Raw genomic sequence first — 1301 nt, forward strand, 5'->3', positions numbered from 1 at the left:
GCGCGCACTATCCAGGACGTGCTTTTGGCCGGCCTGCGACCGCGCTGACGACAATGACTCGAGAGCCACGCCCGACATACTGGACGCCGTGCGCTCCCGGCCGCACCCCACGGCCCAGGACACAATGCCGACGGCTCATCTGCCGTCACCGGACTTCCTCGCCGGCCAAAGTAACGTAGACCTCCCCCCTCACGACAGTGACCTGATAGCTGGAGCGGTGTGCCTCCCGCTTTCCGGACTACGGAACGAATAAGGTCCGTTCCGGAAAGGATGAATGGAATTGGCAAAGAAATACCAGAATTTTTCACCCGAATTTCGGGAGGAGATCGCCAAACTCGTGGTGGAAGGACACCAGTCCATTGCGCAGGTCGCACGTGAATACGGCCTGAATGACAGGACGGTCGGCAACTGGGTGCGGAAATACCGGGAAGAGCACGCCGCCGATGAACCACCACTGGAATTGTCGGAGCGGGCCCACTTGCGTGAGCTGGAACGCCGAAACCGAGAAATGGAGATGGAACTGGCGTTTCTAAAAAAAGCGGCAGCGTACTTCGCGAGGGAGCAGCGGTGAGCGAGAAATACGCGTTCATCGCCGCGGAGCACGCCGAGCACCAGGTCGCCGGTGCGGCCGATGCTCCCACCGTCACCCAGATGCTGGCCTGGCTGGGCGTGTCGAAGTCGGGCTACTACGACTGGCTTTCCCGCCCACTCAGCGACACCCAGGCGCGCCGAGATGAGCTCGCGCTTAAGGTCACGGCGCTGTTTGACTGCTTCGGCGGCACCTACGGGTATCGGCGCATCCACGCCGAGCTGATTCGCGCCGGCGAGCAAGTCGGTCCCGAACTGGTGCGCAAGCTGATGCGACAGATGAACCTTGTTGCGGTGCAACCGAAACCGTATAAGCGGACCACCATCCCCGGCGAACCCGAACAGCCGGTAGCCGACCTGGTATGCCGCGATTTCACCGCCGAGAAGCCCGGTACGAAGCTGGTCGGCGACATCACCTACATCCCCACCTGGGAGGGCTGGCTTTATTTGGCCACCGTCATTGACTGCTTTAACCGCGAGGTGATCGGGTATGCGATGGCCGAGCATATGCGCACCGAGCTGGTCACCGATGCCCTGGGTATGGCTGCGCGCAACCATACGCTCGAAGCGGGCTGCATTATGCATTCCGACCGCGGGACGCAATACACCTCGGCCGAGTATTCCGCCAAACTCGACGAGCTTGGATTGAGCCATTCCCTGGGGCTCTTGTGACGTTGTAGTGGGTTCGTGACCTGGGGATTTGGGGCGCAACG

Annotated in this window: 2 protein-coding genes; both read left to right on the forward strand. The window is 61.5% G+C overall.

Annotated features, from left to right (window positions below; all coding sequences use genetic code 11):
- Positions 1 to 274 precede the first annotated feature (274 nt).
- A complete protein-coding gene (locus tag F6Q13_RS17570) occupies positions 275 to 571 on the forward strand; it encodes a transposase (RefSeq protein ID WP_293059279.1) in 297 nt (98 codons plus the stop codon).
- A complete protein-coding gene (locus F6Q13_RS17575; protein WP_293059281.1) occupies positions 568 to 1260 on the forward strand; it encodes an IS3 family transposase in 693 nt (230 codons plus the stop codon). The genes F6Q13_RS17570 and F6Q13_RS17575 overlap by 4 nt, the downstream gene beginning before the upstream one ends.
- Positions 1261 to 1301 lie beyond the last annotated feature (41 nt).

The organism is Mycobacterium sp. (assembly GCF_008709575.1).
GTDB lineage: Bacteria > Actinomycetota > Actinomycetes > Mycobacteriales > Mycobacteriaceae > Mycobacterium.

Bases quoted from the DNA above. Each gene is read 5' to 3' on its own strand.
- F6Q13_RS17570 (WP_293059279.1), top strand. From the start codon at position 275: ATGGAATTGGCAAAGAAATACCAGAATTTTTCACCCGAATTTCGGGAG.